Consider the following 24,728-nt stretch of genomic DNA (forward strand, 5'->3'; position numbering starts at 1 on the left):
CCCCGAGGACGACGTGACGCTGCACCACCTGGACGCCGGCCATGCGCCACCCGGCCACCGGCATGCGGTCATCCGCCCCCGTGTCTCGGTCGAGAACGTCGTTCCCGAGCGCCCGCCGGGCTGGCGGCCGCTGCGGATCGCGATGGTCGGGCAGAAGGGCATGCCGGCCACCTACGGCGGGATCGAGCGGCACGTCGAGGAGATGAGCAGTCGGCTCGTCGCCCTCGGCCACGAGGTCACCGTGTACTGCCGGCACAGCTACGATGCGATGCCGATGGACCAGTACCGCGGGGTGCGGCTGCGCTGGGTGCCGACCGTGGCCAGCAAGCACCTCGACGCGATCGTGCACTCCGCCACCGCCACCTTCGCGGCGCTCGCCGACCGCCCGGACGTGCTGCACTACCACGGCATCGGGCCGGCCCTGGTCGCGCCGCTGCCGCGGTACCTGTCCCGGGTGCGGGTGGTGCAGACCATCCACGGCCTGGACAACCGGCGGGCGAAGTGGAACCGCGCCGCCCGGGCCGCGCTCGGCACCGCGCACTGGCTCAGCGGGCACGTCCCGGACGTGCGGATCGCGGTGTCGCAGGAACTCACCGCGCACTACCGGCACCGGTTCGGCACCGACACCCGGTACGTGCCGAACGGCGTCGCGGCGCCGCGGCTGGTCCCGGCGCAGCAGATCACCACCCGGTACGGGCTGCGCGCCGGCGGCTACCTGCTGCTGGTCGGCCGGCTGGTCCCGGAGAAGGCCGCCGACCTGCTGATCCGGGCGTTCCGGAAGGTCGACACGGACCTCAAGCTGGCCGTGGTCGGCGGCTCGTCGTTCACCGACGACTACGTGGCCACGCTGCGCGACGTGGCCGGCGACGACCCGCGGATCGTGTTCACCGGCTTCGCGTACGGCGACCTGCTGGCCGAGCTGTACACCAACGCCGCCGCCTTCGTGCAGCCGTCCCGGCTGGAAGGGCTGCCGCTGACCCTGCTGGAGGCGGCGTCGTACGGGCTGCCGCTGGTGGCCAGCGACATCCAGCCGCACTGCGAGCTGCTCGAAGGCGACGCCCCGGGCCGCCGGCTGTTCCGCGACGGCGACGTCGACGACCTGGTCGAGGCGCTCGGGCGGGTGCTCGCCGACCTGCCTGCCGAGCACCGCGCGGCGGTCGACACCGGAGCCCGGCTGCGGGCCGCGTACTCCTGGGACGCCGCCGCCCTGGACCTCGAGGAGCTCTACCTGGACCTGGTGCGGCGGCGGTGATGCGGCGCGACACCGTCCTCATCGGTGCCGGAGCGCTGGCCGCGGCCGGCGCCGCCGGGTACACCACGGTGTCGCTGGCGGCCGGGCAGCGGCTGGCCGCGGTGCTGCCGGTGGCGGCCGTGCTCGGCCTGATCGTGGCCGGTCTCGCGCTCACCCGGTTCTCCGGGTACGTCCTGCTGATGCTCGCGGTCCGGCCGATGGTCGACCTGTTCAAGCTGAGCGGGCCGACCGCCGGCCGGGCCGGGGTCGACGGCGGCGGGGTGAGCCGCACGTTCGACCCGTCCACCCTGCTGGCGGTGCTCTTCCTGGTCGCCGCCGGGCTGTGGCTCGCGGCCCGGGCCCGGCGCGACGGCCGGCTGCGCACGTCCCCGCTCGCGGCGGCGATGCTGCTGGTCGGCGCCACCGGCCTGATCAGCGCGCTGGGGGCGGACCGGCCCACCAACAGCCTGCTGGAGGCGCTGCGGATCCTCACCGTGGTGGTGATGTTCGTGGTGCTGGAGCAGTTGGTGCCCGACCAGCGGTACGCCCGCCGGGTGCTGCTCGCCGCGTACCTCGCCCTGGCCCTGACCATCGGCTACACGGTGCTGGCCTCGCTGGGCGGCAACCCGCCGGCCGAGGTGAAGGGCAGCTTCGTCCGGATCAGCGGGCCGTTCGCGCAGTCCACCACGTTCGGCCGCTACCTGATGTTCATGGTGGTGTTCGGGGTGGCGATCTACCGGTACCTGTCCGGCCGGCTGCGCGCCGCGCTGGCCGTGCTGCTGGTGCTGTCGCTGGGTTTCCTGCTGCTCACCAACACCCGCAGCGCCATTCTGGGGGTGGCCGTGGGCCTGGTCGTGGTGGCGCTGGTGCAGCGCAGCGCCCGGATGGTGGCGGCGCTCGCGGTCGCGGCCGTGGTCGGCCTGGCGCTGATGCCCTCGGTGGGGGAGCGGTTCGCGCAGCTGGCCGACGCCCGGCAGGTCGGCGGTGCGCCCACCGGCAACACCCTGGCGTGGCGGCTCGGCTACTGGGCCGAGATCGTGCCGCTGGCCAACCGCAACCCGGTCACCGGGATCGGGCCGAACATGACCCAGTTCCAGACCGACGAGGCGAAGAAGCCGCACAACGACTTCCTGCGGGCGTACGTGGAGACCGGCGTGGTGGGGCTGCTCGCGTACCTGGCGATGGTGGTCCTGCTGGTGCACGCCGGGCTGCGGGCGCTGCGCCGGGCGCCGCCCGGTACCCTCCAGCGCGGTGTCGCGGCCGGCTTCCTCAGCTGCGCCGTCGCGTTCGTCGCGGTGAGCGCCGTGTCGAACGTGCTGTCCAACGTGGCGACGTTGTGGTATCTGGTGGCGTTCGCCGCCGTGGCCGGCGTCCCGCTCGCGGCCCGGGCCGCGGAACCCGTGAAGCAACTGACGCACTAGCTGGTCGGAGACATGGAGACAGTGGATTACCTGCGCGTGGCCCGGAAGCGGGTCTGGATCCTGGCCGGTCTGCCGTTGCTCGCCGCGGTGGTCGCCACCGGCGTCGTCCTGCTCACCCCGCAGCGGTACGCGGTCACCGCGTACGTGGCGGCGCCGGCCCTGGTCGGTGGCGTGGCGGCCCAGCAGTACACCGGCAGCCAGGGCGCCAACCAGTTCGTGGCCGCGTTCGCCGCCGCGGCCACCTCGCCGAAGGTGGTCGAGCAGGTCGCCGCGGACACCGGCGTGCCCGCCGCGGAGCTGCGCGACGGCGTCACGGTGAAGCAGGTCGGCGCCAGCAGCCAGCTCACCCTGACCTACACCGGCGCGGACCGCGACCAGGTGGCCCCGGCGGCCCGGGCGATGACCAGCCGGGCGCTGACGTTCCTGTTCGCCTCCCAGGTGGACGTCGCCACCCAGCAGGTGGCGGCGGCCGAGGCGGACGTGACCGCGGCGACCGAGGGGATCCGCGAGTGGGAGGCGTCGAACAAGGTCTCCCAGCCGGACAAGCTGTTCCAGGCCACGCTCAGCGAGCAGAGCAGCCTGCGGCAGCAGGAGATGAGCATGTCCGCGGTGGGCAACACCCGCGGCGCCGACGCGGCCGCCGACGCGCTCGAGGAGGGGCAGAAGCGGCTCGACGACCTGGGCCCCAAACTGCCCGGATACCAGGCCCTGATCGCCCAGCGCGACGCCGCGACCGGCGCGCTGGCCGAGGCCCGGCAGGGGTTGCAGGCGGCCCGCGCCCAGGTCGGTGCCGCGGACCCGGCGGAGGTCTCCAGCGTCGGCGCGGTCGGCACGCCGTCGAAGCTGTCCTCGCTGCTGCGCACGGTGCCGCCGGTGGCCGGTGCGGGCCTGCTGATCGCGGTCCTGGTGGTGGTCCTGCTGGAAGTGCTGCGGCCCCGCCAGGACGGATGAGCCATGGCTGAGCGCGGCGACCGCCAGGTCACCGGGATAGCTCGCGGCGGCACCCTGAACCTGGCCGGGGCGGTGCTCGGCCAGGCCGCGGTCTTCGCGGTCCTGCTGCTGCTGGCCCGCTGGTTCGACATCCGGCACGTGGGCCGGTACGCCCAGTGCTACGCGGTGCTGTCGCTGCTCGGGCTGCTGTCGTTGTCCGGGTTCCGGGCCGGCGTGACCCGGTTCGTGGCGGTGCACCTGGCCGACGACGACCCGGCCGCGGTGCGCGGCACGGTCCGGCTGGCGCTGCTGGTGTCCGGTGGCGCCGCCACCGTGCTGGGCGGCGGGCTGGCGCTGGCCGCGCCGTGGCTGGCCGACCGCCTGCACGATCCGGCGCTCACCACCGGCCTGCGGCTGATGGCGCTCACCCTGCCCGCCATGACGATCTGCGAGGCGGCCCTGGCGGCCACCCGCGGATGGCGCAGCCAGCGTGCCTTCACGCTGATCGGGCAGGTGTACGAGCCGGTCTGCCGGCTGGTGCTGACCGCCGTCCTGCTGGCGCTCGGTGCGGGGCTGACCGGTGCGTTCTGGGCGATCGTGGTGGCCGGCTGGACCGCCGCCGGGTGGGCTCTGCTCGCGTTGCGCCGGCGGCTGCGCGCGCTGGCCGGCGAGCGGCGCACCTACCGGCCCCGCCAGTTGTTCTCGTTCTCCACCGTGAGCTGGGTGTCGTCGCTGTCGTCCACCGGCCTGATCTGGCTGGACACGCTGCTGCTCGGCTTCTACGCGAACCCCGACATCGGCGTCTACAACGTCGCCACCCGGCTGGTCACGGTCGCGGTGTTCGTGCTGGCGCCGTTGAACGCGGCGTTCGGCCCGTACCTGGCGCACCTCTACCACCAGGACCGGATGACCGAGGTACGCCGCAGCTACGCGGCCGTCACCGGCTGGGTGGTTCGGCTGTCGCTGCCCGCGTTCGCCGTTCTGCTGGCGTTCCCGGACGAGCTGCTCCGGCTGTTCGGCGGCGCGTTCGTCACCGGCGCGGCGGTCACCGTGATCCTGGCCGCCGGGCAGTTCGTCAACGCCGCCACCGGACCGTGCGGCACGGTGCTGAACATGTCCGGCCGGGTGGCCCTGAACATGTGGGACAACCTGGCCGCGCTGGTCCTCAACGTGCTGCTGAACCTGTGGCTGATCCCGGCGCACGGCATCGTCGGCGCGGCGGTCGCCTGGGCGGTGTCGCTGGCCGTGGTGAACGCGGCCCGGGTGCTGCAGGTGCGGCGCCTGATCCGGGCGCTGCCGGTGTCGGCCGGCATGCTCAAGGGCCTGGCCGCGGGCGCGGCGGCGTTGCTGGCCGGTCTGGCGGTGCGGGCCCTGCTGCCGTCCGGCTTCGGCGCGCTGGCCGCCGGAGTGGCCGCGATCGCGGTGGTCTACCTGGGCGTGGTGCTGGGACTGGGGTTGAGCCGGGAGGACCGGATGGTGTTGCGGGCGCTGGTCCGCCGCCGGGCCGGCGCGGACCGGGCCGAGGCGGTGACCGCGTCGTGAGCCGCCGGGCGCTGGTCGATCCGGTACGCCGGACGGTGCGCGCGACCCGGGCGTGGGCGCGGGCCGCGGTGCCCGACGGGCTGCCCGGCGCGCCCGGTGCGCTGCCGGAGTTCGTCATCATCGGAGCGCAGCGCTGCGGGACCACGTCGCTGTACCGGTACCTGGCCGGGCATCCGTCGGTGCGTACCGCCAGCGGCAAGGAACTGCAGTTCCTCAGCCTGCACCACGGCCGGGGCCTGCGCTGGTACCGCGGCCACTTCCCGGCCCGCCCGCCCGGCGTGCTGAGCTTCGAGGCCAGCCCGTACTACCTGTTCGACCCGGACGTCCCGGCGCGCGCCGCGGCGCTGCTGCCGCGGGCGCGGTTCATCGCGTTGCTGCGCGATCCGGTCGAGCGGGCATACTCGCACTACCTGCACTCCCGGGCGTACGGCGTGGAGCCGTTGTCCTTCGCGGACGCGCTCGACGCGGAACCGGCCCGCCTGGCGGGCGCCGGTCACACCGCCCGCCGCCGCTGGTCGTACGTGGCCCGCGGCCGGTACGCCGAGCAGCTCGAACGCTGGTTCGCGCAGGTGCCCCGGGAGCGGATGCTGGTGCTGCGGACCGAGCGGCTGAGCACCGACTATCCCCGGGTGCTGGACTTCCTCGGCCTGGCCGGGCACACGCCGGACCTGACCCGGCACACCCGGCGCGCCGACGCGGACGGCCCGTCGCAGCTGACGCCGGACCTGCGGGCGCGGCTGCGGGCCGAGTTCGCGCCGCACGAGGCGGCGCTGTCCGCGCTGCTGCCCGGCCTCGACCCAGCGGGCGGGCCCGGCCTCGGTTCAACGGGTGGACCGGGCCTCGGTTCAGTGGGCGAGCCGGGATGAGCGGCGGGTGCGGGCGGTAGCCAGCGACTCCACCGCGCCCCCGAAGCCGGCCGCGCCTACGCCGGCGAGCACCGAACCGGCGCGCAGCGCGTGCGCCACACCCCGCCCCCGGCCGGCCGCGGCGAGGCCGCGGCCCACCGCGCGGGGCAGCGTCCGGCGCAGGTAGTCCCGCTCGGTGCCGAGGTCGTGGGTGTCGTCGAGCAGCCCGGCCATCTGCACCTTGCCGCGTCCCTCGGCGTAGCAGCGGCGCAGGAAGAACCCGAACGTGGTCCGGTCCGCGGGCACCTCGTGGCGGATCACCGCGCCCGGCACGTACATCCAGCAGCCGCCGGTCTCGGCGCTCATCCGCAGGCACAGATCGGTGTCCTCGGGCCGGTTCTGGTCGCCGAGCTTGCCGAAGCCGGTGCGGAAACCGCCGACCGCCTGGAACGCCTCCCGGCGTACCACCATGTTCGCCGACCAGACGTTGCGGATCGGGGCGGTCTCGGTGGGCATGCCGGTGTACGAGATGCCCACGGTCCAGAGGAACTCGTCGGGCATCCACCGCGGCCGGGAACCCGCCCAGGCGCCCACGATGCCGCCGCCGGTGCCGATGACGGCCGGGTCGGCGAACGGGATGACCATCGCGGCGAGCCAGGCCGGGCAGGCCGCGGTGTCGTCGTCGAGGAACGCGATCAGCGGGGTACGGCTGTGGACGGCGCCGGTGTTGCGGTTGCCCGAGGCGCCCCGGTCGTACGCGTTGTCCAGCACGGTCGCGCCGGGCAGCTCCCGTTCGGCGCGGCGGCGCAGGGCGGGGTTGTGGTCGACCACGACGATGATCTCGGCGGGCTGCTGCGGGCGCACCGATTCGATCGTGCGCAGCAGCGAGGACCAGCGCTTCTCACTGTGCGTCGGCACGACGACGCTGACGGCGGGGTGCGGGGGATGCGGCACGCGTACTCCTTGGGCCGTGAAGAACCACCTGTTTCCTTTAATCCTCAAGTGTTTGCCGCGTGCCCTGATGATCACCTCGTGACATTCGAGTAAACCCGCACCCCGGCAGTCCCGCAGGTCACGGCCGTTTGGGTGTGGTCCGGGCCGGGCATCGAAACGGGAGGAAGCTCGTTTCGAAGGAGGTTCGACATGCCCGCGCGCAAGGACATGCCCGGCACCCTGCGGCGCTCGCCGAAGAAGGCACAGGACACGTACGCGAAGGCGCACGACTCCGCGGTCGACGAGTACGGCGAGGGTGAACGCGCACACCGGACCGCGTTCGCCGCGGTCAAGCACTCGTTCGAGAAGGTGGGCGACCACTGGGAGCCGAAGGCGAAGAAGGGCCCCAGCGACGCCAAGGCCGCCGGCGGGCGCGCCACGAAGGCGAAGACCGCCGGCGGCGTGGACGCCAACGCCAGCAAGGAACACCTGCTGGAGGTGGCGAAGAAGCTGGACGTCCGGGGCCGGTCCCGGATGACGAAGACGGAGCTGGTCGACGCCATCCGCAAGGCGAACGCCCGCAGCACCCGCAAGGCCCGGGCGAGCTAGGTTCCGCCTCGGTCACTCCGCCCTGGCGCCGGTGCCGACCCACACCGCCTTCAGGTTGCAGAACTCCCGGATGCCGGCCGCGGACAGCTCCCGGCCGTATCCGGAGTTCTTCACCCCGCCGAACGGCAGCTGCGGGTACGACGTGGTCATCCCGTTGACGAACACCGCGCCGGCGTCCAGGTCGGTGATCAGCCGCTGCTGCTCGTCCGGGTCGGTGGTCCAGGCGTTCGAACCCAGCCCGAACGAGGTGCCGTTGGCCACCGCGACCGCCTCGTCGTACGAGCCGACCCGGTACACGCCGGCCACCGGGCCGAACACCTCCTCGGCGTACATCCGCATGTCCGGGGTGAGATCGGTGACCACGGTGGGCGGGTAGAACCAGCCGGGACCGTCCCCGCGCCGGCCGCCGGTGCGCACCGTGGCGCCCTTGGCGACCGCGTCCGCCACCTGCGCCTCGACGTCCGCGCGGCCCTGCTCGGTGGCCAGCGGTCCGACGTCGGTGCCGTCCGCCATCGGATCGCCCACGGTGAGCGCGGCCATCGCGGCCACGAACCGGGCGACGAACGCGTCGTAGACGTCGGTGTGCACGATGAACCGCTTCGCCGCGATGCACGACTGGCCGTTGTTCTGGCAGCGTGCCGTGGTGGCCACCTGGGCGGCCCGGTCCAGGTCGGCCGACGGCAGCACCAGGAACGGGTCGCTGCCACCGAGCTCCAGCACGGTCTTCTTCAGCTCCCGCCCGGCGATCGCGGCTACGGCCCGGCCGGCCCCCTCGCTGCCGGTCAGCGTGGCCGCCCGGACCCGCGGGTCGGTGAGCACCTTCTCCACCGCGTCCGAGCCGACCAGCAGGGTCTGGAACGCGCCCGCCGGGAACCCCGCCCGGACGAACAGCTCACCCAGGTAGAGGGCGGTCTGCGGCACGTTCGAGGCGTGCTTGAGCAGGCCGGTGTTGCCGGCCATCAGGGCCGGGGCGGCGAACCGCATGGCCTGCCAGAGCGGGAAGTTCCACGGCATCACGGCCAGCACCGGCCCGAGCGGCTGGTAGCGGGCGTACGCCCGGGCCGCGCCCACCGCGCCCGCGTCGGCCGGCTCGTCGGCCAGGAACCGCTCGGCGTGCTCGGCGTAGAACCGGCACCCCGCGGCGCACTTGACCACCTCGGCCTTCGCCGCGGTCAGCGTCTTGCCCATCTCCCGGGTGATCAGCGCGCCCAGCTCGTCCTGCTCGGCCTCCAGCAGGTCCGCGGCGGCCCGCATCCAGGCCGCGCGCTGCGCGAACGTGGTGTCCCGCAGCGCCCGGAAGGCCGCCGAGGCGCGGCCGATCGCCGCGTCGATCTCACCGTCCGGCATCGGATCGAACGTCTTGAGCACCTCGCCGGTGGCCGGGTTCGTCGTCGCGATCGGCATCCGTCACCTCCATTGCTGGCCGTTGCCGTTGTCGCTACCCGCAGCCGGAGCCGCTAACCGCGGCGGTCCGCACGCGGTGCACCCATCATGACGCGGTCCGGACGAACCCGGCACGAGGGTACGACCGGACCCGATCCGGCCCCGATGTGACCGGCGTGACGGCGGACCGTCCGGCGGGCGGCCATCATCGCGGCATGATCAACTGGTCCGGCTTCCTCCTCGCCGCCGTGCTGGTGTCGCTCATCCCGGGAGCGAACCAGCTGCTCGGCCTCAGCAACGCGGTCCGGTACGGCGTGGCCCGCGCGCTCGCCGGGATCGCCGGGCGACTAGCCGCGTTCGTGGTGCTGATCGGTCTCGTGGTGGCCGGGCTGGGCGCCGTGCTGGCCGCGTCCAGCACCGCACTGACCGTCGTCAAGTGGATCGGCGTCGGCTACCTGGTGTGGCTCGGCGTGACCACGCTGCGCCGGGCCGCGCTGGCGCCCCCGCCGGTGACCGGGCCGGCCACCGCCCCGGCGCCGGGTTGGTGGCCGCTCGCCGCGACCGAGTTCGCCGTGGCGATCAGCAACCCCAAGGCGCTGCTGCTGTTCGCCGCGCTGCTGCCGCAGTTCGCCACGGTCACCGGCGGCGGGGGCGGCGCGCAGATCGCCGTCCTCGGCGCGGCCTACCTCGGCATCGAGCTGCTCGTCGGGCTGGGCTACGTGGCGGCCGGCGCGGGTCTGGGCGCGGTCGGTGTCCCGGCCCGGATGCAGCGCCGCGTCGACGTCGGCGCGGGCGTGTGCTTCGTCGGCATGGCGGGCCTGCTCGCGCTCGACGAGGCGGTCTGACCTTCGGGGGTACGCCGGCAGCGGCCCGGCCGGCCGCACCGGCCCCGGCTAGGACGGCTCCCGGACCGAGCCGCAGGGCGTGCAGAACCGGGCGTCCGGAGCGGCCCGCAGCCGGCCCAGCGGGATGTCGTGACCGCAGGCCTCGCAGATGCCGTACCTGCCCTCCGCCATCCGGTGCAGTGCCCGCGTCGTGTCGGTGACACCCTGCCGGGCCGCGGTGATCAGCGCGTCCAGGACGTCGTGGTGGTACTCGTCGGTGCCGGCCGGACGGCCGTGCCGGGTCAGTTCGGTGAGCCAGATCGTGTGGGTGTGCAGGCTTTCCTCGAGCATCGCGCGGAGCAGAGCGGTGGGGCGGTGGACGGTGTCGGGCACGGGGGTGACTCCTCTCGGAGAGGGCGTCGCGGTACGCCCAGACTGCACCTTTCGCCCGGCCCGCACAGGAGTCGGCGCCGGTCGAAAAAGGCCCCGGACGCTTCCGGTGCCCGGCAACGAAGCCGCGGTTCACGAGCCGTCCCCGCGGGTCCGCATCCGGGCCCCGGGTGCCGTAGCGTGAACGGGTGCCTACCGGTAAGGAGCGCGATCGCCGACCGCCGGCCCCCGACGACCGGTGGCTCGCCGAGGTCGCCGCCGGCGCCGGCCGCGACGCCGGCGACATCCCGGTCTCGCTGCTCGGCGACTACCTGACCCTGCTGGCCGACGCCGCCACCACCGGGCGCAAGCCCAGGCGGGCGGAACTCGACGCGGTCGAGGTGCTCGGCCGGCGGGCCGCCGAACAGGGCATCTCGGCGGGCCGGGTGGTCCAGCTGTACCTGTCCGCGGCGCGCCGGCTCTGGCACGACCTGCCCGCGGTGGTGCAGACCCGCGACCGCGAGGCGGTACGCGCCGCGGCCGCCGCGGTCCTGCAGGTGATCGACGACGCCGTGGCGACGCTCGCCGAGGGGTACGCCGTGGCCCGGCGCGACCTGGTCCGCCGGGAGGAGTCCCTGCGCCGGGAACTCGTCGACGACCTGCTGCGCGGCGACTCCGACCTGGGTGCGCTGATGGACCGGGCCGAACCGTTCGGCCTGGACCTGGCGCGCGTGCATCAGGTCGCCCTGGCCGCGCCGAGCCGGCGGCTGCCGGACACCGACGCCGCGATCACCGCGCTGGAGGCGGTCATCTTCGACCGGCTGGGCGACCGCGACGTGCTGGTGGCGACGAAGGACGGCCTGCTGGTGGTGCTGGCGCCGGCCGCCGTCGGCACGGGACCGGCCCCGCCCGACCGGGACCCGGCGGACGACCTCGGCCGGTTGCTGCACGGCGAGCTGTGCCGGCTGCCGCGCGGACGGCCGTGGCAGGTCGCGGTCGGCCGCCCGCACCCCGGGCTGTACGGCATCGCCCGCTCCTACGAAGAGGCGCGCGAGGCGCTCACCATGGCCGCCCGGCTGCGCGTCAACTCTCCCGTGGTGAGCGCACGTGACCTGCTCATCTACCGGGTGCTGCTGCGCGACCAACCGGCCATCGTGGAACTGGTGCACGCCGTGCTCAGCCCGCTGCAGCAGGCCCGGGGCGGCGCCGAACCGCTGCTCGACACGCTGCAGGCGTACTTCGACACCGGGGGAGTGGCGACCGAGTCGGCGAAGCGCCTGCACGTGTCGGTGCGGGCGGTGACCTACCGGCTGCACCGCATCCACGTCCTCACCGGCTACCGCCCGGCCGACCCCACGCAGCGCTTCACGCTGCAGGCGGCGGTGCTCGGCGCGCGGGCGCTGAACTGGCCGCACGAGGACCTGCCGGCGTCCGGCTGAGCGTGGCCGCCGGGATCGTAAGGTGGGCGGCATGAGCGACGACCTCGACCGTCTGCGCCGCTGGGAGGACGCCGGCGGCACCTTCAAGGTGCTGGGCCGCACCCCGACCGAGGTGGTCGTCGCGCTGCTCACCTGCGACGCGGGCGAGGAGATCGACCGGTTCCGGTCCGGCCAGGCCGCCCTGCTGGCGTACCTCGACACCCCCTCACCGCCGGGCGTTTCGCCGTAGGCGCAGCGGATCGCCCGCCGGAAGCGCCCGGGCTGCCCTACCGTCGGATCATGCCGACCGACGCCACTGACACCGTCGCCGACCTCAGCGGCCGGCTCGTCCACTGGCTGCACCGGCTGATGCCGGCCGGCCCGCGACTCGACCGGCTCACCGCCGACCTGACCGCGGCGTTCGCCACCGACCGGACCCCGCTCGACGAGGCCGCCTGCCGCGCGGTGCAGGACTGCGCCCAGCGCCACTCCCGCCACCTCGAACTGCACTTCGAGTCGGCGAGCACGGCCAGACCGGACGACGAGCCGGCCGGCTGGCCACCGGCGGACCCGGCCGCGGCGCGGGCACACGGCGGCGGCGTCACCGGGGTACGCCGGCTCGACGACGGTACGGCCGTCGTCACGCTCGACGCGCTGGAGTCGGCCGTCGTCGCGCTGCCCTACGTCGGCGCCGCCTTCACGCTGGCCGCCGGCGCGCCACGGCTGGTCCTCGACCTGCGGGGCAACGGCGGTGGCGACCCGGCGACCGTCGCCGCGGTGGCCGGCCGCCTGCTCGGCGACGACGCCCGCCACCTGTCCGACGTGGTCTACCGCGACCGCCGCCGGCAGTGGTGGACTCCCGACCGGCCGGACGGCACCACGTTCACCGGCCCGGTCGCGGTCCTGGTCGGCCCCCGGACGTACTCCTCGGCCGAGGCGCTCGCCTACCACCTGCAGGCGCGGCGCCGGGTCACCGTGGTGGGCGAACCGACCCGCGGCGCCGCCGACCACGTCACGCCGATCCGGCTCACCCGGCAGGTGTTCGGAATCCTGCCCGAGGCGTACGTGCTGGACGCGGCCACCGGCGGCAACTGGGAGGGCACCGGCGTGGTCCCGGACGTGGCCAGCCCGGCGGAGAAGGCGCTCGAGGCCGCCCTGCAGGTGTGACGGTGTCCCGGTGGTCGTCATCCGGGCCGGGGACGTCGGGCCGCGGAGCGGCTGATCGAGCGCGGTGCCCGGATCACCCTGCACGACGCGGCCACACTCGGCCGGATCGACGACGTGGCGGCGTTCTTCGCCGGCCCCGCGCCGCCCGGTCCGGACGAGGTCACCGCGGCGTTCTGGAACGCCTCCCACGGCGGAAGCGAGCAGTGCGCGGGCCACCTGCTCGACCGCGGCGCTGACCGCGACCGGCGTTCCACCGGGCGGAGCGGTCAGCGGGTGGCGCGCCCGGTCAGCTTGTCCTTGAGGCGGTCGACCAGGCCCACCCCGGGGCCCACCACCTTGTGGAACAGTTCGCTGTTGGGCGCGCCCGGGTGCGGCCGGGTGGGCGCGAGCCTCTTAGCGGTCTCCACCTTGCCGGCCAGTTCCGTCAGTTCCTCCCGCGGGATCCGCCGGCGCAGCTCCGGGAACTGCTCGGACTCCTCGTCCTGCACGTGGTCGGCCAGGAGCGTCTCCAGCTTGCGCAGCGCCTCGTCGAACTCGGGGCTGGACACGTCGGCCCCTTCCAGGGCCTTCATGGTCACTTCGAGTTCCTTGTGCTCCTCGACGTCGTGCTCGACCGCCTTGTCGCCCTCCGGCAGGTACTTGCGCATCGCCGGGTAGACGTACATCTCCTCGGCCACGGCGTGCCGGACGAGTTCACTGATGGCGGTGTCGGTCAGGTCGCGCCGGATCATCGGGTCCCGGATCGTCCAGATCTCACCGATCAGGGCGGTCACGTCGCGGTGATCGCTGATCAGAATGTCGATCACGTCGCCGGTCTGGTTGTCGGTCATGATTCCTCCGCAGGTCGCGTCTGTGTCGCTTGGCTACCCCGCGTACGGACGATTACTCCGCCCGATTTCCGTGGGCCCGCACCCGGGTCACTGCCGAACCGCTACCGTTCCACCGCCGGTCCGCCGCCAGACTCGACGAGTGGTGGTGATCAGCAGTTGGAGCATCGGCGACCGGCGGCAGAGCCGGCTGGACGTCGCCCGGGAACTGGTCACCGTGTGGGCGGTGCACCTGCACCGGTCGTACCGCCTGATGCGCGGCGCCGGCCCGGGCTGACCCCGGTCCTCGGTCTCGTTCTCAGGAATGCCCACCCGGCGCCGTAACGGCGGCGGGAACCGGACGGTTGGAACGGCGTAACAGCGTTCGCACCAGCCGTTCACCGTCCGGAGCACCATGCTGCCCAGCGCGTCCACCGCCACGCCCGTACCGCGGACCCGACGCTCCGTCCCGGGCTCCGACACCGCGCCCCGGTCCGGCCCGGCGCCGGCCGTACCCCGGATGGGTTGGCTCGACGCCCTCCGCGGCCTGGCCGCGCTGGTCGTGGTGTTCTACCACTTCGCCGACCATCTGCTCGGCGGGGTACTCCGGCTCTTCGACGGCTGGTTGTGGACCGGCCGCTACGGGGTCATGCTCTTCTTCCTGGTGAGCGGTTACGTCATCCCGATGTCCCTGGAGCGGTACGGCAACCTCCGCCGCTTCTGGCTCGGCCGCCTCTTCCGCATCTACCCGGCGTGGCTGCTCGCCGTGGTGCTGGCCGGCGTCGCGATCGCGGTCCTGGACCACCGGCGGATGCCCGCGGCGCTGACCGCCGACCCGGTGGCCGGCGCGCTGGCCCACCTGACCATGCTGCAGGAACTGCTCGGGCTGCCCAACCTGCTCGGCGTCTTCTGGACGCTGTCCTACGAGATGGTGTTCTACCTGTTCATGTCCGCGCTGTTCGTGTTCGGCCTGCACCGCAGGCCGGCCGTGTTCGCGATCGGCATCGCCGCAGCCGCGCTGGCCGGCGGCTGGAACCTGCCGGACGGCGCGTTCACCGCACGCGGCCCCGGCCCGCTGGTCACCACGGTCCTGGTCACCGCGGTGGTGATCGGCAGCGTGCTCGCGTACCTGAGTGGCCGGCGCACCGCAGCCGTGGTCGCCGCCGGCGCCGGGCTGGGGATCATCGCGTTGCCGGCGCTGAACGGTGCCGCCGTCGCCGCCAGCCACGCCTCCGGGTCCTGGCAGGCGCTCACGTTCCTGGCGATCATGTTCTGCGGCAGCGTCATCCACGCCGCCCAGCACGGCCGCCTGCGCCGCCGCGCCGCGGCCGCCGCGCTGGCCACGGCGGCGGCCTGCCTGCTGCTGTCGGCCTGGTGGAACACCCCCCGCCCCGGCCAGTCCGCCGAGGCGGCCGACCGGGCCCGGACCGTGGCGATCGGCACGTTGCTCGCGGTCGCCGTCACCTTCGCCATCGGGTACGCCTGGCGGCACCGGCGAGTGCCGGACTGGGCCGCCTGGCTGGGCCGGATCAGCTACTCCGTCTACCTGCTGCACCCCCTGCTGCTGTGGATCCTCGACCCCTACCTGGACGAGGCGCGCCGGCTCGCGGTGCCGGTGAAGCTCCTGATCGCGGTGGGCTATCTGTCGATCGTGCTGATCGGGTCGAGCCTGGCGTACCGGTGGGTCGAACTGCCCGGCCAGGCGCTGGGGAAACGGGTCGGCCGGGCGGTGGAGCGGCGCTGGAGCTTGGCGGGACGGCATGCGGCCTCCGAGGGACGGCGTGCGGCCCCGGTGGAGCGGCGTCCGGCCTCGGCGGAGCAGGGTGGGGATTCGGAGGAGCGGGGCGCGGGCCGGGATGGGGAGTGGGTGGGGGAACAGCGGTTGAGCGGGGAGGTTCCGGACCGGCGGCCGGGCGCCGAGGCCGGACGCCGGGCTGCGGATGTGCGCGGAACGGGGGCACGGGTGGCGGGCCGGTCCGGGGACAGGTGGCTGGTCGCGGACGCCGCGGAGGGGCCGCGTGGCGGCGGCCGGGCCGGTGCACCGTGGCCGGGGTCGGGCGGTTCGGGCGGGTCGGGCGGGTCGGACGGTTCGGGCGGGTCGGGCGGTTCGGGCGGCAGCCGGGTGCTCAACCGGCAGGGCGAGGCGGAGCCGCCGGTGAAGCCGCGCACGCCGGAGCCCGACAGCGCGCCACCCACCCACGGCTGAACGGCCACGTGGCCCCGCGCCGCCTCGCCTCCATCCCGCCTCCACCCCGGCCGCCCGGTCCAGCGGCGGCGACGCCCGTGGGGAGCTGTGGTGCGCTGCGTGCCGTAACTGTGCACGCGCAGGTGCTGCGTTGGGTGTGTGGGGAGCTGTGGTGCGCTGCGTGCCGTAACTGTGCACGCGCAGGTGTTGCGTTGGGTGTGTGGGGAGCTGTGGTGCGCTGCGTGCCGTAACTGTCCACGCGCAGGTGCTGCGTTGTGGGCGTGGGGAGCTGTGGTGCGCTGCGTGCCGTAACCCTGCACACGGAGGTCCCGCGTTGGGTGTGTGGGGAGCTGTGGTGCGCCGTAGCTACGCGCACGCGGCGGCCACGACCGTTGAGCGCCGACGTCGCGGATCGGCGGCGATGTCGTGGAGTTGTGGTCGAAATAGAGCCGTGGCTGCACGACTTCTCCGGCCGGCGGCGCGTGGCGTCAGGCCTGGGTCCTGATCGGCCGCGTCAGGGGAGGTTCCACCGTTGGCCGTTGCCGCCGCATGCGGCGAGCCGTACCCGGGCGCCGTTCTCGTCGCCGCCGGTCGGGTCGGTCAGGCACCGGCCGGAATCGACGTTGACCAGCGTGCCGCCCGGTCCGCCACGCCACTGGCCGGTGGGTGCGTCGCCGCAGCCGGCGATTTCCACGGCGCCTGATCCGTCCGCGGTGGCACACGACCCGGCCGCCCGCAACGTGCCGTCGGAGGCGACCGTCCAGCGCTGCGACAGTGTGCCGTTGCAGTCGTACACGGCCACCGAACTGCCCGGGAACACGATGCCGTTCGCCACGTCCAGGCACCGCCCGGCGGCGGTGATCGGGCCGACCCGGTCGGACGCGGGCGGCGGGGCCAGCGTGGGCTCGGTCGTCCGAGGCGGTGCCGGCGGGGGCGCGCCGGGGTCCCGCGGCGCGTCGGTCACCGTGGCGCCCGGGGCCACCGTGGTGGTGGACGGTGTGGCGGGCCGGCTCGTCGGCCTGCTGCTGGTGGTGGTGGAGGCGGCGGACGGCGAGGTGGAACGGGCCGGTGCGCCGCCGGAGACGGCGGAGCTCGGTCCGGAGTCGCGGGGCCAGGCCACGCTGTCCGGCGGGGCGGCGACCGTCGGCGGTGCCTCCTCGCCGCGGGGCCACAGCGCGATCAGACCGGCCACCGCGGCCACCGCGATGGCGATGCCGACGCCGACCAGCCAGAACACCTGCCGCCGGTCCCGGTCGTCCAGGGCGGGGTCGGGGTGCTCGACCGGCGCCGGTACGCGGGGGAGCGCGGCGGTCGGCAGATCGGCGCCCGCCGTCCCCGCGCCGGTGTATGCGGCTCCCGGGGCCCGGCCCGCGTCGCGCCCAGCCGAACCGTCGTCCCCGTACGCCGCGTCGTCCTGATGAGGCGCGTCATCGCGGAAGGGGACGTCGTCCCGGTAAGGCGCGTCGTCCCGGAAGCCTGTGTCGTCCTGGAACGGTGCGTCGTCCCGAAGGTCTGTGTCGTTCCGGTAGGCGGCGTCGTCCCGGTAGGCGGCGTCGTCCCGGTAAGACCCGTCGGACGGGACGTATGCGTCGTCGCCCGGCGAGGCCCCGCCGCGGAAACCCGCGTCATCAACGGCGGGCGCGTCGTGCCGGAGCGGACCATCCCCGTCGGCCGGGCCGTCGTCCCAGACGGCGGCGAGGGAAACGTCGTCCCGGCCGGCCGTGGCCGGAGCGCCGTCCCAGACGGACGCCGGCGCGGCGTCGTCCCGGATGGAGTCACCGCTCTCCGGCAGCCGGTAGGGGTCGTCGGCCGGGTCGGTGCCGCCGTCCGGGCGCCGGACGTACGGGCGCACCAGGAGCCGGTCGCTGTCCGGTGGGGGAGCGTCCTTCTCCTCGATGTCGTCGTCCCGCATCCGCCGCCCCGTCCGCCATGGCTTTCCTCACCGCTCGATCAATGTCGGCGGCCGGGCGTGAACGTACCTGACGACCTGGAAATAGTCACGTTTCACTAGATATGAGCACCGATGGCTGCGACGCCGTGCCACACCGTGATCATCGGCTGCTCGCCGGGCGCACGGTGTGGCACGGCACGGTGGTCAGTCGGTGTCCGCTCCGGACCGGCGGGCGTCGGCTTCGGCGTCCGCCCGGCCGACGGGTACGCCGTCGGAGTCGCGGTTCGCGGTGGTGCGTTCGGCGTCGGTTCCGCCGTCCGAGGTCCGCGTACCCGGTCGCCGGCCGGCGAAACGGTGGCTCAGTCGACCAGCCGCGGCATGACCATGCGGACCGTGACCGGTGCACCCGGCCCGCCGCCCGGCCGGGACCGGTACTCCGGGACCCCGACGCAGGTGAACAGCAGCGTCGCCAGGTTGTCCGGTTCGCCGAGGAACGCCGGCACGTCGGAGTCGCGGAAGGTCATCCCGGACGCGCCGATGCCCAGCGCGTACGCCGCCAGGTGCAGCCGGCCCTCGACCAGCCCGGCGGCGAGCTGGGCCGCCCGGTAGCCGCGGTCGTCCAGTGCGGACCCGGGCGCGGCGCCGATGACCACGTACGCGGCGTCCGCGGCGAGCGTCTGTCCGAGGGTGAGCCGTTCCAGCTCGGCACGCAGGTCGCCGGTCCGCATCGGCGCGGTCAGGTCGGGCCAGCGGTACAGCCCCGGCGGCACGTCGTCGACACCGTGCACGACGACCCAGTGCGGCACCGTCACGCCGCGCAGGGCGGCGGCCACCGGCCAGTCCAGCAGCGCCCGCGGCACCGTACGGGACCGGTCCATCAGCCGCTGCGACCCGCGCCGCCGGACCACCTGGTTGAGCGGGTCGGACGGCGGCACGTCGATCAGGGGGTCACCCGGCGGCCACGGCTCGCCCAGCGTGTCCCGGTCGCCGGCGCGCTGGGCGGCGGTGCACAGCGGGAACTCCACCGCCGGCAGGTCGCCGGTCGCGGTGGGACCGCCGGCGTCGATGGCCGGTGCGCCGTCGCCGAGCGACAGCAGGGCCAGCGGGTACTCGTGCACACCGTCCGCGCCGACCAGGGCGGTCACCGCGGCGTCCGGGAACAGCGACCGCAGCCGCGGTTCGAAGCCGGCGCCGGCCGCCGCGGCGGACAGCTGGGCGAGCAGCGTGCCGGCGTCCCAGTACAGGTGGCGCCAGCCGCGTTCGGCGTACCGCCAGCCGGTGCGCCACGGTACGCCGGTCACCACCAGGGTGGTCGCCTCTCCACCGGCGGCGGGGCCGATCCGCACCAGGGCGTGCCGGTCCGGGTCGTACCAGTGGACGCCGTCCGGCACGCCGGCCACGCCGCGGGTGCTGGCGTACACCTCCAGCGGGAACCGGGCGCCGGCCGAGCCGGACGCCCGGAAGCGGAACTCGTGGCCGTCGCGCACGCCGGTGCGCACCACCCCGGCGCCGAGGAACAGCACCCGGCCCAGCTGGGCCGCGTCGAGCGGCTGCGCCGGGACTGCGGCGCCGGCCAGGACCGCGGTCGCCGGGACCTGCGGGTCGGGCAGGTCGCGCGGGAGCGCCACCGTCGGCAGGTCCGCCGGGTACGCCTTGACCTGCGGCGGCCGGGTGGCCGGATCGCTCGGTGTCAGGTCGTGGCGTATCCGGGGGTCGTCGGCCGCCTCGTCCCAGTCGCGGCCCGGCTGGTACGACGTCAGCTGGTGCAGCAGCCCGGCTCCGGAATCGACATCCATGCCGGCATCCTGCCGGACCGGCGACGGTCAGGCGAGCGGCTTACCGCCGGTGACGCCGAGCACCTCGCCGCTGACGTAGCTGGACTCCTGCGACGCGAAGAACACGTACGCGGGCGCCAGCTCGGCGGGCTGACCGGCCCGCCCCATCGGGGTGTCCGCGCCGAACGACTCGACCTTCGCGTCCGGCATGGTGGCCGGGATCAGCGGGGTCCAGATCGGACCGGGTGCCACCGCGTTGACCCGGATGCCCTGCTCCGCCACGCCGGCCGCGAGCGCCTTGGTGAACGCGATGATGCCGGCCTTGGTGGTGGCGTAGTCGAGCAGGTTCGGCGACGACTGGTACGCCTGGATGGACGCGGTGTTGATGATCGTGGAGCCGGCCCGCATGTGCGGCACGGCGCCCTTGCTGAGCCAGAACATCGCGTACAGGTTGGTCTTCATCACCCGGTCGAACTGCTCGGTGGTGATGTCGGCGATGCCGCCGTCCTGCGCCATCTGGTACGCGGCGTTGTTCACCAGGATGTCGATGCCGCCGAGGTCGGCGACCGCGCGTTCGATGATGGCGGCGCAGTGCGACTCGTCGCGGATGTCGCCGGGCACGGTCACCGCCCGGCGGCCCGCCTTCTCCACCAGCTGGGCGGTGTCCCGGGCGTCGTCCTCCTCCTCGGGCAGGTACGACAGCAGCACGTCCGCGCCTTCCCGGGCGAACGCGATGGCCACCGCCCGGCCGATGCCGGAGTCGCCGCCGGTGATGATCGCCCGTTTGCCGGTGAGCCGGCCGCTGCCGCGGTAGCTGTCCTCGCCGTGGTCCGGCTTGTCGTCCATGTCGGCGGTCCGGCCGGGGTGCGGGATCTTGTCGCTGTCCTGCGACTCCGGGGTCCGGTACTGATCCTGCGGGTCCTGCTTGCCGTACTGGTCCTCGGCCATGGTCTGCCTTCCGGGTTTCGGGTCTGATGGGCTCAGACTTCCCGTTCCGGGGCGGGATAACCGCCGGAACGCCCGGAACCGCCCGCCGGGTCAGGCGGCGGCGGTGGACACCACGGCCCGGTTGCGGCCGGCGTCCTTGGCCGCGTACAGCGCGTGGTCCGCGGTCAGCACCAGCGTCTCCGGCGTGTCGGCGTGTTCCGGCAGGCAGGACGCGCCGACCGACACGGTGACCCGGATCAGGGTCTCGCCGCGTACCGCGATCGGGGTGCCGCCGATCGCCCGGCGGATCCGCTCCGCGGCGGTGTCCAGGCCGTCGGGGCCGGTGTGCGGCAGCAGCAGGGCGAACTCCTCGCCGCCGAAGCGGGCCACCACGGCGCCCTCGCCGCTGCTCGTGAGCAGGCGGCGGGCCACCTCGATCAGCACCCGGTCGCCGCCCGGGTGGCCGTAGGTGTCGTTGACGGCCTTGAAGTGGTCGACGTCGACCAGCAGCAGGCCGACCGGCTGGCCGGTGCGCCGGGCCCGGTGCACCTCGGTGGCCAGGCACTGCTCGAAGTAGCGGCGGGTGTGCAGGCCGGTCAGCCCGTCCGTGATGGCGGCCCGGCGCTGGGCCGCGACCATGCCGGCCATCCGGGCCATGACCAGCAGCAGCATCGCCGCGCAGGCGCCCGCCGTGAGGGGCGTCTGGACGTCCTCGCCGCGCAGGTCCTGCACCACCTGGACGCCGGGCGCGACCAGCACGGCGACGCCGAGGATCGCCAGCCGGCCGAGCGAGGCGTCCGGGGTGGCGACGCCGCTGGGCTCGTCGAGCCGGCGCATCGACGGGTGCAGCGCGGCGGCACCCATCAGGGCGTACGAGGCCATCCAGAGCGAGTCCAGCGGGCTGACGAAGGTCTCGACCTCCAGGATGCTCAGCGTGGCCCAGATGCCGTCCGCCGCCAGCAGCATGGCGACCGATCCGACCAGCAGACCGAAGGCCGGGGTACGGACGCCGGTGCCGAGCATCATCCGCACCGTGATCACCAGCAGCACCAGGTCCAGCATCGGGTACAGGCCCTGGATCACCCGGGACACGGTGGACGAGTCGGCGTCGGTGGCCAGCGGGTGTACCAGGAACACCCAGCAGGCCAGGCCGGCCGCGACCGCCACGATGGTGGCGTCCAGCGCGCTGGCCAGGTCCCACTCCGGGGTGCGGCGCCGGACGAAGGTGAGCAGCGCGAGCGCGAGCAGCGGGTACGCGCTCAGGTAGAGCACGTCGCTGGGGTCGGGTTCCTCGAAGCCGCCGGCCAGGTACTCGGACACGTAGGTCAGCGCCTCGGCCGCGGTGATCAGCAGTTGCCCGGCGGCGAGGAGCCGCCAGCCGCGCCGGCTCGCCGGGCGGTGCCGCCGGGTGCCGGCCACGATGGCGATCGGGGTGGCGGCGCAGATCCCCAGGTACAGCACGGCGCCGGACCATTCCGGGGCGCCGAGCGGGGGCAGCGCGAAGTACAGCACGCCCGCCACCACGGTGGCCACGAGGTAGCCGGACCAGGCCCGCGGGCGCAGGCCCGGGGCCGCACGCGGCCAGGTGTACGTCGCCATGTCGCCCCCGATCCGGTTCCGACCCGCCACGGTGCCCGGGGCCGGGTGGCGTCGCGGTGCCTGCCGGGTGCAGTCCGGTTGCGGCCCCGCGCCTATTACCCTCCGAGGGCTCTTGTTCCGGTTTAGCCTGATTCAGTGATGCCACGAGACGGTGACCAGGCCCCCCTCATCCACGTCGGGCGGCAGGCCATCTACGACCGGTCCGGCGACGTCGTCGCCTACGAGCTGCTGTTCCGCGACGCGGCCGGGGCGACCCGGGCGACCCGCCGCTCGGCCGAGGCGACCAGCCGGGTGATGGTGGCCGCGTTCACCGAGTTCGGCCTGGAACAGCTGGTGGACACCCGGGCCTGCTTCATCAACGTCACCCGGGAGTTCCTGGTCGGGGACCTGCCCGTGCCGTTCGACTCCAACCAGGCGGTACTCGAGATCGTCGAGACCGTGCAGGTGGACGACGCGGTGGTGGCCGGCGTCACCGGGCTGATCGAGCGGGGCTTCACCATCGCGCTCGACGACTACCAGCCCGGCGCGCACGACCGGCTGCTCTACCTGGCCACCTACGTCAAGATCGACGTGCTCGACGCGGACGTGGCGGAGGTGGCCGCGGTGGTCCGCCGGGTGCGCGCCGACCATCCGCACGTCCAGCTCGTGGCGGAGCGGCTGGAGACCGAGGACGACCTGCAACGCGCGTTCCGGCTGGGCTTCGACTTCTTCCAGGGCCACGTGCTGGGCCGCCCGCACGTGCTCTCCACGGCGACGCTGAGCCCGGCCCGGCTCAGCCGGGTCCGGCTGCTCACCGCGCTGTCCGTCGCGGACGTCGACTTCGACGAGGTGGTCGAGCACATCGCCGGCGACCCGGCGCTGACCTACCGGCTGCTGCAGGCGACGAACTCGGCGGCGTCCGGCCTCTCGGTGCGGGTCTCGTCGGTGCGCGAGGCCGCGGTGCTGCTCGGCCTGGACACGGTCCGGCAGTGGGTCACGCTGATGCTGCTCAGCGACCTCGCCGAGGCCTCCGACGACCAGCTCGCCACCGTGATGACCCGGGCCCGGATGTGCCAGACCGCGGCCGAACAGGTGCGGCTGTCCGGCGCCTCCGCGTTCAGCGCCGGCCTGCTCTCCGGCGTCGCCGACCTGCTCGGGCGGGCCCCGGCGGAGCTGGCCGGGGAGTTGCCGCTGTCCGCCGATGTCACCGCCGCGCTGGCCGACGGTTCGGGCAAGCTGGGCGGGCTGCTCACCGCGGTGCGCCGGTATGAGCAGGGCGAACCGTCGGCGCTCGCGGAACTGCTCGAGCCGGGCGAGGCGGTCAAGGCGTACCTGCAGGCGGTGGGCTGGTGCAACGGCGTGATGAACGCCGCCCGGCCACCCGGCCCGGCCCGCGATCCGGTGGCCCCGCGGGGCTGACCGGCGCCACGGGGGAGCACCGGCCAGCCCACGTCCGGAGACGGTGGCACGCCCCGTTCATCTAAACTGCACGGGCCGGTTCATCGGCCTCAGCCGGCCAGGCTGAACCGTTCCGCGTGCACCTGGCGGCGGGGCACCCGCAACGCCCGCAGGCTGCGCAGCACCGCGTCGGTCATGGCCGGCGGGCCGCACACGTACACGTCGCGCCCGGTGATGTCGGGCACCAGCGCGTGCAGGTTCTCCGGCGCGAACGGGGTGTTCGGCGGCGATCCGGCGCCGGTGCGGCCGGTCAGCACGTGCAGCCGGGCGCCGCGCATCCGGGCCAGCGCCTCCAGCTCGGCCAGCAGCACCGCGTCGGCCCGGGTGGGCACCCGGTAGAGCACCACCACGGAACCGTCCAGTTCCTCCAGCAGCGCCCGGATCGGCGTGACACCGACCCCGCCGGCGATCAGCAGGGTGGCGTCGGTGACCCGCTGCAGCGCGGTGAACGCGCCGTACGGGCCCTCGGCGAACACCCTCGTGCCGACCGGCACGTGACGCAGGCCGGCGCTGCCCGAGCCGACCGCCTTCGCGGTCAGCCGCAGGGACCGGCCGTCCGGTGCCGCGGACAACGAGAACGGGTTCGCCTGCCACCATCGTCCGGCGCTGAGGAACCGCCACACGAAGAACTGCCCGGCCCGGGCCGGCATCCGGTCCAGGTGGCGCCCGCGCAGGTGGACCGAGACCACGGTGTCCGACTCCGGCACCACCGCGGCGACGCGCAGCCGGTGCCGGGCGTTGCGCCACAGCGGCAGCACCACCCGGCCGCCGAGCAGGGCCAGCCCGGCGAACGCCCACAGCGACCACCAGTACGCGGTGGCGAGCGCGGACGAGGTGAACGTGCTGACCTCGAACATCTGGTGCACCAGGGCCAGGGTCACCGCCAGGTAGAGCGCCAGGTGCAGCGCGTGCCAGGTCTCGTACTGCAGCCGGCGGCGGGCGTACCGCACGGACAGCCCGGCCACCACCACGATGACGGCCAGCGCGGCCATGCCGAGCAGCACCGGGAACGAGCCGGCCAGGCTGACCACCTGGCGCGGCACCGGGGTGGCGTACCGCCGGGCGTAGCCGAGCACGATGAACGTGACGTGCAGGATCAGCGTCCAGAGCAGGGTGAATCCCACCCAGCGGTGCCAGGCGGTGAGCCGGTCCATGCCGATCCGCCGGTCCAGCCAGGGCAGCCGGGCCACCAGCAGCAGCTGGAAGATCATCACGAGCGCCACGTGCAGGCCGAAGAATTTGCCCACGTCGATCAGGACGTGCTTGGACGCCACGTCCGAGGTGACGAACAGGGCCTCGACGACGACCACGTTGATCAGGACGAACGCGACCAGCACCGCGCGTGCCAGGGTGGCCGGGTGGCGGCCCGGCAGCAGGGTGCCGGGCCGGCCGGTCAGCCGGCCCGGCCGGGTCAGGGTCTCGTCGGCTGCCGTCAT

At 74.3% G+C, this 24,728-nt stretch carries 22 protein-coding genes; 13 read left to right on the plus strand and 9 right to left on the minus strand.

What is annotated here, in order from left to right:
• Positions 1-13: 13 nt before the first annotated feature.
• Genes LDL48_RS16005 through LDL48_RS16025 form a run of 5 tightly spaced genes read left to right on the plus strand, consistent with a single transcriptional unit; the run spans position 14 to position 5,990 of the window.
• Positions 14-1,252, plus strand: a complete 1,239-nt coding sequence (locus LDL48_RS16005) for a glycosyltransferase family 4 protein (RefSeq protein ID WP_225255918.1) — start codon at positions 14-16, stop codon at positions 1,250-1,252.
• Complete coding sequence (locus LDL48_RS16010; protein ID WP_225255919.1) at positions 1,252-2,652, plus strand: O-antigen ligase family protein; 1,401 nt, start codon at positions 1,252-1,254, stop codon at positions 2,650-2,652. Before LDL48_RS16005 ends, LDL48_RS16010 begins: the two co-directional genes overlap by 1 nt.
• A gap of 12 nt (positions 2,653-2,664) precedes the next feature.
• A complete protein-coding gene (locus tag LDL48_RS16015) occupies positions 2,665-3,603 on the plus strand; it encodes a Wzz/FepE/Etk N-terminal domain-containing protein (protein ID WP_225255920.1) in 939 nt (312 codons plus the stop codon).
• 3 nt (positions 3,604-3,606) lie between these two features.
• On the plus strand, positions 3,607-5,124 hold the full coding sequence (locus LDL48_RS16020) for a flippase (RefSeq protein ID WP_225255921.1): 1,518 nt from the start codon (positions 3,607-3,609) through the stop codon (positions 5,122-5,124).
• On the plus strand, positions 5,121-5,990 hold the full coding sequence (locus tag LDL48_RS16025; RefSeq protein ID WP_225255922.1) for a sulfotransferase domain-containing protein: 870 nt from the start codon (positions 5,121-5,123) through the stop codon (positions 5,988-5,990). Before LDL48_RS16020 ends, LDL48_RS16025 begins: the two co-directional genes overlap by 4 nt.
• Here LDL48_RS16025 and LDL48_RS16030 read toward each other — a convergent pair.
• A complete protein-coding gene (locus LDL48_RS16030) occupies positions 5,970-6,923 on the minus strand; it encodes a glycosyltransferase family 2 protein (RefSeq protein WP_225255923.1) in 954 nt (317 codons plus the stop codon). The genes LDL48_RS16025 and LDL48_RS16030 overlap by 21 nt on opposite strands.
• 189 nt (positions 6,924-7,112) lie before the next feature.
• Here LDL48_RS16030 and LDL48_RS16035 point away from each other — a divergent pair, with 189 nt between their 5' ends.
• Positions 7,113-7,511 carry a ChaB family protein gene (locus LDL48_RS16035; RefSeq protein ID WP_225255924.1) on the plus strand — a complete coding sequence of 133 codons (399 nt, stop codon included), beginning with the start codon at positions 7,113-7,115 and terminating at the stop codon, positions 7,509-7,511.
• A 12-nt stretch (positions 7,512-7,523) separates the two neighbouring features.
• Here the strand turns inward: LDL48_RS16035 and LDL48_RS16040 are convergent, their stop codons facing one another.
• Entirely contained in the window at positions 7,524-8,915 is a 1,392-nt protein-coding gene (locus LDL48_RS16040) for an NADP-dependent succinic semialdehyde dehydrogenase (RefSeq protein ID WP_225255925.1), read from the minus strand.
• A gap of 194 nt (positions 8,916-9,109) precedes the next feature.
• On the opposite strand from LDL48_RS16040, the gene LDL48_RS16045 reads away from it, so the two are divergent.
• Positions 9,110-9,739: a LysE family translocator gene (locus LDL48_RS16045; RefSeq protein ID WP_225255927.1), complete on the plus strand. Its 630-nt coding sequence runs from the start codon at positions 9,110-9,112 to the stop codon at positions 9,737-9,739.
• 48 nt (positions 9,740-9,787) lie between these two features.
• On the opposite strand, the gene LDL48_RS16050 is transcribed toward LDL48_RS16045, so the two are convergent.
• Positions 9,788-10,111, minus strand: a complete 324-nt coding sequence (locus LDL48_RS16050; protein ID WP_225255929.1) for a TraR/DksA family transcriptional regulator — start codon at positions 10,109-10,111, stop codon at positions 9,788-9,790.
• A 185-nt stretch (positions 10,112-10,296) separates the two neighbouring features.
• Between LDL48_RS16050 and LDL48_RS16055 the strand changes: the two genes are divergently transcribed.
• Genes LDL48_RS16055 through LDL48_RS16065 form a run of 3 tightly spaced genes read left to right on the plus strand, consistent with a single transcriptional unit; the run spans position 10,297 to position 12,672 of the window.
• Entirely contained in the window at positions 10,297-11,526 is a 1,230-nt protein-coding gene (locus tag LDL48_RS16055) for a PucR family transcriptional regulator (protein ID WP_225255930.1), read from the plus strand.
• 31 nt (positions 11,527-11,557) lie between these two features.
• A complete protein-coding gene (locus LDL48_RS16060; RefSeq protein ID WP_225255931.1) occupies positions 11,558-11,755 on the plus strand; it encodes a hypothetical protein in 198 nt (65 codons plus the stop codon).
• 50 nt (positions 11,756-11,805) lie between these two features.
• Entirely contained in the window at positions 11,806-12,672 is an 867-nt protein-coding gene (locus tag LDL48_RS16065; RefSeq protein WP_225255932.1) for a S41 family peptidase, read from the plus strand.
• Positions 12,673-12,938: 266 nt separating this feature from the next.
• On the opposite strand, the gene LDL48_RS16070 is transcribed toward LDL48_RS16065, so the two are convergent.
• On the minus strand, positions 12,939-13,502 hold the full coding sequence (locus LDL48_RS16070; RefSeq protein ID WP_225255933.1) for a hemerythrin domain-containing protein: 564 nt from the start codon (positions 13,500-13,502) through the stop codon (positions 12,939-12,941).
• A 145-nt stretch (positions 13,503-13,647) separates the two neighbouring features.
• On the opposite strand from LDL48_RS16070, the gene LDL48_RS43505 reads away from it, so the two are divergent.
• The gene (locus LDL48_RS43505) at positions 13,648-13,776 is read left to right on the plus strand and encodes a hypothetical protein (protein ID WP_255628225.1); all 129 of its coding nucleotides are present in this window, start codon (positions 13,648-13,650) and stop codon (positions 13,774-13,776) included.
• A 117-nt stretch (positions 13,777-13,893) separates the two neighbouring features.
• Positions 13,894-15,684, plus strand: a complete 1,791-nt coding sequence (locus LDL48_RS44210; RefSeq protein ID WP_272493056.1) for an acyltransferase family protein — start codon at positions 13,894-13,896, stop codon at positions 15,682-15,684.
• A gap of 493 nt (positions 15,685-16,177) precedes the next feature.
• On the opposite strand, the gene LDL48_RS16080 is transcribed toward LDL48_RS44210, so the two are convergent.
• From LDL48_RS16080 to LDL48_RS16095, 4 genes are all read right to left on the minus strand, one after another.
• Positions 16,178-17,575, minus strand: coding sequence for a ricin-type beta-trefoil lectin domain protein (locus LDL48_RS16080; RefSeq protein ID WP_225255934.1), 1,398 nt, complete (start codon positions 17,573-17,575; stop codon positions 16,178-16,180).
• Positions 17,576-17,913: 338 nt separating this feature from the next.
• The gene (locus LDL48_RS16085; protein ID WP_225255935.1) at positions 17,914-19,350 is read right to left on the minus strand and encodes a nitroreductase family protein; all 1,437 of its coding nucleotides are present in this window, start codon (positions 19,348-19,350) and stop codon (positions 17,914-17,916) included.
• Between the two features lie 27 nt (positions 19,351-19,377).
• Positions 19,378-20,277 (minus strand): SDR family oxidoreductase, encoded by a 900-nt coding sequence (locus tag LDL48_RS16090; RefSeq protein ID WP_225255936.1) that lies wholly within the window; start codon positions 20,275-20,277, stop codon positions 19,378-19,380.
• A gap of 90 nt (positions 20,278-20,367) precedes the next feature.
• Positions 20,368-21,855 carry a GGDEF domain-containing protein gene (locus LDL48_RS16095; protein WP_225255937.1) on the minus strand — a complete coding sequence of 496 codons (1,488 nt, stop codon included), beginning with the start codon at positions 21,853-21,855 and terminating at the stop codon, positions 20,368-20,370.
• 138 nt (positions 21,856-21,993) lie between these two features.
• On the opposite strand from LDL48_RS16095, the gene LDL48_RS16100 reads away from it, so the two are divergent.
• Positions 21,994-23,253, plus strand: a complete 1,260-nt coding sequence (locus LDL48_RS16100; protein ID WP_225255958.1) for an EAL and HDOD domain-containing protein — start codon at positions 21,994-21,996, stop codon at positions 23,251-23,253.
• 89 nt (positions 23,254-23,342) lie between these two features.
• Here the strand turns inward: LDL48_RS16100 and LDL48_RS16105 are convergent, their stop codons facing one another.
• Entirely contained in the window at positions 23,343-24,728 is a 1,386-nt protein-coding gene (locus LDL48_RS16105; RefSeq protein WP_225255938.1) for a ferredoxin reductase family protein, read from the minus strand.

Origin of the sequence: Jidongwangia harbinensis, from assembly GCF_020216025.1 — a bacterium.
GTDB lineage: Bacteria > Actinomycetota > Actinomycetes > Mycobacteriales > Micromonosporaceae > Actinoplanes > Actinoplanes harbinensis.

What these genes read in the sequence shown, in the direction of transcription:
- LDL48_RS16010 (WP_225255919.1), top strand. Translation starts at nt 1,252, where the DNA reads ATGCGGCGCGACACCGTCCTCATCGGTGCCGGAGCGCTGGCCGCGGCC.
- LDL48_RS16015 (WP_225255920.1), top strand. Translation starts at nt 2,665, where the DNA reads ATGGAGACAGTGGATTACCTGCGCGTGGCCCGGAAGCGGGTCTGGATC.
- LDL48_RS16020 (WP_225255921.1), top strand. Translation starts at nt 3,607, where the DNA reads ATGGCTGAGCGCGGCGACCGCCAGGTCACCGGGATAGCTCGCGGCGGC.
- LDL48_RS16035 (WP_225255924.1), top strand. Translation starts at nt 7,113, where the DNA reads ATGCCCGCGCGCAAGGACATGCCCGGCACCCTGCGGCGCTCGCCGAAG.
- LDL48_RS16040 (WP_225255925.1), bottom strand. Translation starts at nt 8,915, where the DNA reads ATGCCGATCGCGACGACGAACCCGGCCACCGGCGAGGTGCTCAAGACG.
- LDL48_RS16045 (WP_225255927.1), top strand. Translation starts at nt 9,110, where the DNA reads ATGATCAACTGGTCCGGCTTCCTCCTCGCCGCCGTGCTGGTGTCGCTC.
- LDL48_RS16060 (WP_225255931.1), top strand. Translation starts at nt 11,558, where the DNA reads ATGAGCGACGACCTCGACCGTCTGCGCCGCTGGGAGGACGCCGGCGGC.
- LDL48_RS16065 (WP_225255932.1), top strand. Translation starts at nt 11,806, where the DNA reads ATGCCGACCGACGCCACTGACACCGTCGCCGACCTCAGCGGCCGGCTC.
- LDL48_RS16070 (WP_225255933.1), bottom strand. Translation starts at nt 13,502, where the DNA reads ATGACCGACAACCAGACCGGCGACGTGATCGACATTCTGATCAGCGAT.
- LDL48_RS44210 (WP_272493056.1), top strand. Translation starts at nt 13,894, where the DNA reads ATGCTGCCCAGCGCGTCCACCGCCACGCCCGTACCGCGGACCCGACGC.
- LDL48_RS16080 (WP_225255934.1), bottom strand. Translation starts at nt 17,575, where the DNA reads ATGCGGGACGACGACATCGAGGAGAAGGACGCTCCCCCACCGGACAGC.
- LDL48_RS16085 (WP_225255935.1), bottom strand. Translation starts at nt 19,350, where the DNA reads ATGGATGTCGATTCCGGAGCCGGGCTGCTGCACCAGCTGACGTCGTAC.
- LDL48_RS16090 (WP_225255936.1), bottom strand. Translation starts at nt 20,277, where the DNA reads ATGGCCGAGGACCAGTACGGCAAGCAGGACCCGCAGGATCAGTACCGG.
- LDL48_RS16095 (WP_225255937.1), bottom strand. Translation starts at nt 21,855, where the DNA reads ATGGCGACGTACACCTGGCCGCGTGCGGCCCCGGGCCTGCGCCCGCGG.
- LDL48_RS16100 (WP_225255958.1), top strand. Translation starts at nt 21,994, where the DNA reads ATGCCACGAGACGGTGACCAGGCCCCCCTCATCCACGTCGGGCGGCAG.
- LDL48_RS16105 (WP_225255938.1), bottom strand. Translation starts at nt 24,728, where the DNA reads ATGACGGCAGCCGACGAGACCCTGACCCGGCCGGGCCGGCTGACCGGC.